At 67.0% G+C, this 6,000-nt stretch carries 8 protein-coding genes; 6 read left to right on the forward strand and 2 right to left on the reverse strand.

Features of this window, described 5'->3' with window-relative positions; genetic code table 11:
* The first annotated feature begins 157 nt into the window (after window positions 1-157).
* The 6 genes from KY389_RS05315 (at window position 158) to KY389_RS05340 (ending at window position 5,049) form a co-directional block, all read left to right on the forward strand.
* Complete coding sequence (locus tag KY389_RS05315; protein ID WP_219829805.1) at window positions 158-577, forward strand: Hsp20/alpha crystallin family protein; 420 nt, start codon at window positions 158-160, stop codon at window positions 575-577.
* Between the two features lie 17 nt (window positions 578-594).
* Complete coding sequence (locus KY389_RS05320; RefSeq protein ID WP_219829806.1) at window positions 595-996, forward strand: Hsp20/alpha crystallin family protein; 402 nt, start codon at window positions 595-597, stop codon at window positions 994-996.
* Window positions 997-1,017: 21 nt separating this feature from the next.
* Window positions 1,018-1,518: an Hsp20/alpha crystallin family protein gene (locus KY389_RS05325; protein WP_219829807.1), complete on the forward strand. Its 501-nt coding sequence runs from the start codon at window positions 1,018-1,020 to the stop codon at window positions 1,516-1,518.
* A gap of 114 nt (window positions 1,519-1,632) precedes the next feature.
* A complete protein-coding gene (locus tag KY389_RS05330) occupies window positions 1,633-2,712 on the forward strand; it encodes a patatin-like phospholipase family protein (RefSeq protein ID WP_246587966.1) in 1,080 nt (359 codons plus the stop codon).
* Window positions 2,713-2,714: 2 nt separating this feature from the next.
* A complete protein-coding gene (locus KY389_RS05335) occupies window positions 2,715-4,094 on the forward strand; it encodes a GntP family permease (protein WP_219829808.1) in 1,380 nt (459 codons plus the stop codon).
* A 10-nt stretch (window positions 4,095-4,104) separates the two neighbouring features.
* Window positions 4,105-5,049 (forward strand): zinc metalloprotease HtpX, encoded by a 945-nt coding sequence (locus KY389_RS05340; protein WP_246587967.1) that lies wholly within the window; start codon window positions 4,105-4,107, stop codon window positions 5,047-5,049.
* Between the two features lie 41 nt (window positions 5,050-5,090).
* Here the strand turns inward: KY389_RS05340 and KY389_RS05345 are convergent, their stop codons facing one another.
* Together KY389_RS05345 and KY389_RS05350 are read right to left on the reverse strand one after the other, a co-directional pair.
* Window positions 5,091-5,651, reverse strand: coding sequence for an IS66 family transposase (locus KY389_RS05345; protein ID WP_219829809.1), 561 nt, complete (start codon window positions 5,649-5,651; stop codon window positions 5,091-5,093).
* Window positions 5,652-5,800: 149 nt separating this feature from the next.
* A partial coding sequence (locus KY389_RS05350) for a hypothetical protein (RefSeq protein ID WP_219829810.1) occupies window positions 5,801-6,000 on the reverse strand: 200 nt, incomplete at its 5' end.

The following is a 6,000-nucleotide window of genomic DNA, read 5'->3' on the forward strand; positions in this document are numbered from 1 at the left end:
GGGTTCACACAAGACGACGGGTCTGGCCAAGGCGGCAGGCCACCGGAGGTGCCGATACGGGCCTCGCAGGGTGACGTCCGATCTCAGAGCATGGGGCATCCAAATGCCCTGACCCGTCCTTTGTGTGCGCCGCAGGGCCTGTCAGAAGGAGGTGACAATGCTCTACCGGACTGCTCTTTACCCCGCCGATCCCTTTGCACTGATGCGCCGGCTGTCGCAGGATCTGGACCGCGCCTTGGGTGCTCCGCGTGCCTTCCCCGCGCTGAATGTCTGGCAGAACGACGAAGCCGCGGCGATCACCGCGGAACTGCCAGGGCTGGAGCCTGCCGATATCGACATCCAGGTGAAAGACAACGTCCTGACCCTTTCGGGCGAGCGCAAGCTGCCTGACCTGCCCGAAGGTGCCACCTGGCACCGCCGCGAGCGTGCCTTTGGCCGCTTCACCCGTGCCATTCGTCTGCCCTTCCGCGTCGATCCCGAGAAGGTCGAGGCGCGCTTTGCCGATGGTGTGCTGCGCATTGCCGTGGGCCGCCCCGATGAGGACAAGCCGCGCCGGATCGAGATCAAGGCCGCCTGAGAAAGGAGGAAAGACCCATGACCACCGAAGTCACCAAGGCCCCCGAACAGACCCCGGCCGAAGCTGCGGCCGAAACCACCCGCAACCGCCCGCTCTGGCGGCCGCTGGCCGATATCGTCGAGACGAAGGACGGCGTGACGCTGATGCTGGAACTGCCCGGCGTGGCGGCCGAGGATGTGGACGTGGCGCTGGAAAAGCGGGTGCTGACCATTCGCGCCCGGTCGCACGACGCCAGCCCCGACAAGCTGCGCCTTGTCCATGCCGAATATGAGGCGGGCGATTACGAACGCGCCTTCACCCTGTCCGAGGATTTCGATGCCGGGCGCATCGAGGCCGAGATGAAGAATGGCGTGCTGACCCTGCGCCTGCCGCGCAGCGAGGCCACCCAGCCCAAGGCCATCAAGGTCAAGGCCGCCTGACCCAGTGAAAGGAAAGATGCCATGAAGATCAAGGATCTGATCCCCTGGGCCCGCAAGGACGAGCCCGCCCGCCCGGATTCGCAGGACAACCCCATCACCGCCCTGCAGCGCGAGATGAACCAGGTCTTCGAAGGGTTCTGGAACCGCTTCGGCAAGTCCTTCGGTGAACTCGACTGGCCCTGGGGTCATTCCGAGGCGAAATCGGACGTGGTGCAGACCGACAATGCCATCGAGATCTCGATCGAACTGCCTGGCATGACGATGGAGGATATCGAGGTCACGGTCACCGACGACCTTCTGACCGTGAAGGGCGAGAAGAAGATCGAGCGGCAGGAAGAGAAGAAGGGCTACTATCTGTCCGAACGCAGCTATGGCGCGATCTGGCGCACGATCCCGCTGCCGCCGGGCACTGATGGCTCGAAGGCCGAGGCCAGCTTCAGGAACGGCGTGCTGACCGTGCGCCTGCCCCAGACGCCCGAGGCCCAGGCCCGCGTCAAGCATATCGAGGTCAAGGCCGGCTGAGCCGATCTGACATGACCTGTCCGGGGCGGGTCCATGCGCCGCCCCGGTCACTTCTTTACCGCGATACCCTTCTCAGGCGTCGGCGCACAGGCCCGGCCAGATCATGGAGCGCCGATGATGCAGGAAAATACACCCCGACCGAACGCCCCACGGCGGATCAACCTGGCGCTGCAGGGCGGAGGTTCGCACGGCGCGCTGACCTGGGGCGTGCTCGACCGGCTGCTCGCCGATCCGCGCCTCGAGATCTGCGAGATCAGCGGCACCAGCGCCGGGGCGATGAACGCCGTCGTTTTGGCTGACGGCCATGTTCGGGGCGGGCGCGAAGGGGCGCGGGCGGCACTGGAGCGCTTCTGGAAGGCCGTGAGCGATGCCGCCCGGTTCTCGCCAATCCGGCGCAGCCCCTTCGATCAGTGGTTCGGGCGCTACACGCTCGACCATTCGCCGGGCTATATCTGGTTCGACATCGCGTCCCGCCTCTTCTCGCCCTACGACCTGAACCCGGCGGGTTTCAACCCGCTGCGCCGACTGCTTGCCGATACGGTGGATTTCGACAATGTCCGCGCCAGCCGCGAAATCGCGGTGCATGTTGCGGCAACCAATGTCCGGACGGGGCGCTCGCGCGTCTTTTCGGGCGAGGCGGTCACGCTTGACGCGGTGCTCGCCTCGGCCTGCCTGCCGCAGCTGTTTCCGGCGGTAGAAATCGACGGCGAATTCTACTGGGACGGCGGCTACAGCGGCAATCCCGAATTGCTGCCGCTGGTGGAAAGCGCGCGCACGGCCGACATCGTCATCGTGCAGATCAATCCGATCCTGCGCCGCGAATCGCCCCGCCGGGCGCGCGAAATCATCAACCGGATCAACGAGATCAGCTTCAACACCTCGCTCATCAAGGATCTGCGCGCAATCGCGCTGACCCAGCGGCTGAACCGTGCCGAGGGGCGCGAGTGCGGGATGGCCGAGACCACCTATCTGCACCTGATCCACACCGAGGCCGACGTGCAGGATCTGTCGGCCTCGAGCAAGCTCAACCCGGAATGGGCCTATCTGAAGCTGTTGTTCGAGCGCGGCGAGCGTTGGGCCGACGAGTGGCTTGACCGCAACTTCGACGCGCTCGGCCAGCGTTCGACGCTGGATCTGGATGATCTGTTCCGCGACGTGCCGCGCTCGGCGACGATGAAACCGCTGGAGGAATGAGCATGACCGCGATCCTGCCGATCATTGTTGCGCTGGGGCTTCTGGTGTTTCTGGCCTATCGCGGCTGGAACCTGCTGATCGCCACGCCGCTTCTGGCCGTGCTTGCGGTGATCCTGTCGCAAGATGGGCCGGTTCTGGCCTTCTACACCCAGGTTTTCATGCGGGCGACGGGCGATTTCATCGTGCTCTATCTGCCCATCTTCCTGCTGGGCGCTGTCTTCGGCAAGCTGATGGAAGCCAGCGGCAGCGCCGCGGTGCTGGCCCATGGCACGATCCGCCTTCTGGGCGCGCGGCAGGCGATCCTGGCAGTGGTGCTGTGCTGCGCGCTGATGACCTATGGCGGCGTGTCGCTGTTCGTCGTGGCCTTCGCCGTCTTTCCGCTCGCTGCCGCGGTCTTTGCCGAGGCCCGGATCAGCCCGCGCCTGATCCCCGCCGCCATTGCGCTGGGCGCCTTCACCTTCACCATGACCGCCATGCCGGGCACGCCCTCGATCCAGAACGCGATCCCGATGCGCTTCTTCGGCACGACACCCTTCGCCGCACCGGGGCTGGGGCTGATCGCCAGCGCCGTGATGTTCCTGATCGGCTGGCGCTGGCTGGAATGGCGGGCGCAGCGCCTTGGAACCGAACTGCTTGATACGGACGGCGCCCCCGCTGCCGCGACATCCGCCGGCGGACCCTCCGCGCCTGTCGCGCTCCTCCCGCTTCTGGTGGTGCTGGCGGTCAATCTCGCCTTCACCTTTGCCATCCTGCCGCGTCTCGATACCGGCTGGCTGGCCGATCCGCGCTTCGGGGCGGCCGATCTGGACACGGTGCGGGGCATCTGGTCGCTGATCGCGGCCCTGACGCTGGCCTGCGCGACGATCCTGATCCTGAACTGGACGCGGCTGAAGGAACAGGTCAAATCGGCCCTGGGCGAGGGGGCGGACAGCGCGATGAAGCCGATCTTCAACACCGCCTGCCTGGTGGGATTCGGATCGGTCGTGGCAGCCCTTCCCGGCTTCGCCGCCGTCAGCGCCGCGGCGACCGGCCTTGGCGGCGACAACCCGCTGATCTCGCTTGCGGTCTCGACAAGCCTTCTGGCCGGCATGACAGGCTCGGCTTCGGGCGGCATGAGCATCGCGCTCACTGCGCTTGGCGACACTTATCTGCAGATGGCCGCGGCGGCGGGGATCGCGCCCGAGCTTCTGCACCGGATCACCGCCGTGGCCACCGGCGGGCTCGACACGCTGCCGCATAACGGCGCGGTCATCAGTCTGCTGGCGATCTGCGGCCGGACGCACCGCGAATCCTACCCCGACATTGCCGTGGTCGCGGTGGCGGGGCCGCTGGTGGCTTTGGTCGTGCTGATCGGGCTCGGCTCGGCCTTCGGCAGTTTCTGAAAGGGGCTGCATGATCCGGCCCAGCCTGTCGCATCGCCTGCTGAACCTGGCCCAGACGCTGCTGATCCTGGGCGGCATGGCGGCGATTGCCTGGGTCGTGCTGAGCACCTTCGCCGGGCCGGAAACGACCCTGCTGATCGTGGCGCTGTCGCTTGCGGGGCTGGCCCTGGCCCCGTCGCTCTCGCGCGAGCTTCTGCTGCGCGGCTACCGCGCCCGGCCGCTGGGGCCCCGCGACTGGCCCGAGGGGGTGGCGGTGCTGCACGAACTCGCTCGCCGCGCCGGCCTGCCCCGTCCGCCGGAACTGTGGTATGTCCCCAGCCAGGTGCCCAATGCCTTCGCCATGGGCCGGCCCGAGGAAAGCGCGGTCTGCGTTTCGGACGCACTTCTGCGGCTTCTGACCCCGCGCGAACTGGCCGCGGTTCTGGCACACGAGGTGGCCCATATCGCCCACCGCGACCTGTGGCTGATGGGGCTGGCCGACGCCATGTCGCGCGCGGTCTCGGTGGCCAGCTGGCTGGGACAGTTCCTGCTGATCCTCAACCTGCCGCTCCTGGCCGCGGGGGCAGCAACCTTCCCCTGGGGTGCGCTTCTGCTTCTGGTCTTTTCGCCCACGATCATGGCGCTTCTTCAGCTTTCGCTGTCGCGTCGGCGCGAATATGACGCCGATCTCGGCGCGGCCCTTCTGACGGGCGACCCGGAGGCGCTCGCCTCGGCGCTGACAAAGCTCGAACGGCTTTCCGGGCGCTTCTGGGAAGAGATCTTCCTCCCCGGGCGCAGGATCCCAGAGCCCTCGCTCCTGCGGACCCACCCTCCGACCGAAGACCGGGTTGCACGCCTGCGCGCGCTTGCGCCGCAGAAGAGATATCCGTCGCCGTCGATCTTCTGCCATTCACCGCCTGACGGCTTTCCGACACCATCGCGCCCAAGATTCCACCGCTACGGCCTGTGGTTCTGAAGGGGGCGAGTCAGATGGACCGTAAGCGCGATGGTGTGGCCCTATGCGGCGAGGCTTGACGGCTGTGCGTATCGCCAGGGCATGAGGTCCGCGATGCGGGATCTGGAGTGCCCGCCGAGGATGGCGCGGAGGGTGTCGGCGAGATCGCCGGCCATCTTGCAGGTGGAGACGAGCGAGGCGAGCATGGCCCAGTTCTCGGCGCCGGTCTCGTTGCCCGCGAAGAGGGCGTTCTTTCGCGTCAGGGCGATCGGGCGGATTCGGTTCCCGACCGGGTTGGTGTCGCGCTCCAGCGTGCCGTCGCCGAGGGTGAGGCTGCGCCGAACGATCAGGCCGGGCCAGTGGCCAAGGGTGTAGCGGATATCCTCCGCAAGCCGGGATTTCTGCGGGATGCGCGAGAGCCGGGTCTCCAGCCAGAGCTTGAGTGCGGCGATGATCGGGGCGGCATGTCCGCGCCGGGCGGCGAGACGGACGCGGGCGCCTGGCCGCGCACGGTCTTCCCGCTTCGATACAGCAAAGCCCTCTGGCGCAGCATCTCTTCGGCGATGGGCGAGCCCTCGTTCTCGAAGCGCTTGACGAAGCGGCGGCGGACATGGGTCCGGCATGGGTCCGGCAACAGACCAGCGGCCACGGGCCGGCGTCGCGCGTGATCCCGGTCAGCGCATTGCAGGACCGGTAAGCGCCGCATTGCAGGAACAGGCCGCGCCATCCGCCAAGAAACCTCAGCGGATGCTCTCGTCCGCGACCGGGGGCGTCATAAAGTGAGGGCATGACTGCCATTGATGGCGTGGATGGCTCCCGCTTCCGGCATCGCAATGTGCCATGTTGGGTGCTGTGCGGGAATGTCCCGCCCGATGTTGAACTTCGTGGGATGAGAGGTGGCGTTGCTCTCGCTGAGCCGCAGGCTCGGGGTGTCCAATCCAAACGGAGAGCAACACCATGAAGACAGCCACC

It is taken from the genome of Paracoccus bogoriensis (assembly GCF_019431455.1).
Taxonomy (GTDB): domain Bacteria; phylum Pseudomonadota; class Alphaproteobacteria; order Rhodobacterales; family Rhodobacteraceae; genus Paracoccus; species Paracoccus bogoriensis.

What these genes read in the sequence shown, in the direction of transcription:
- KY389_RS05315 (WP_219829805.1), top strand. Translation starts at nt 158, where the DNA reads ATGCTCTACCGGACTGCTCTTTACCCCGCCGATCCCTTTGCACTGATG.
- KY389_RS05320 (WP_219829806.1), top strand. Translation starts at nt 595, where the DNA reads ATGACCACCGAAGTCACCAAGGCCCCCGAACAGACCCCGGCCGAAGCT.
- KY389_RS05325 (WP_219829807.1), top strand. Translation starts at nt 1,018, where the DNA reads ATGAAGATCAAGGATCTGATCCCCTGGGCCCGCAAGGACGAGCCCGCC.
- KY389_RS05345 (WP_219829809.1), bottom strand. Translation starts at nt 5,651, where the DNA reads ATGCCGGACCCATGTCCGCCGCCGCTTCGTCAAGCGCTTCGAGAACGA.
- KY389_RS05340 (WP_246587967.1), top strand. Translation starts at nt 4,105, where the DNA reads ATGATCCGGCCCAGCCTGTCGCATCGCCTGCTGAACCTGGCCCAGACG.
- KY389_RS05335 (WP_219829808.1), top strand. Translation starts at nt 2,715, where the DNA reads ATGACCGCGATCCTGCCGATCATTGTTGCGCTGGGGCTTCTGGTGTTT.
- KY389_RS05330 (WP_246587966.1), top strand. Translation starts at nt 1,633, where the DNA reads ATGATGCAGGAAAATACACCCCGACCGAACGCCCCACGGCGGATCAAC.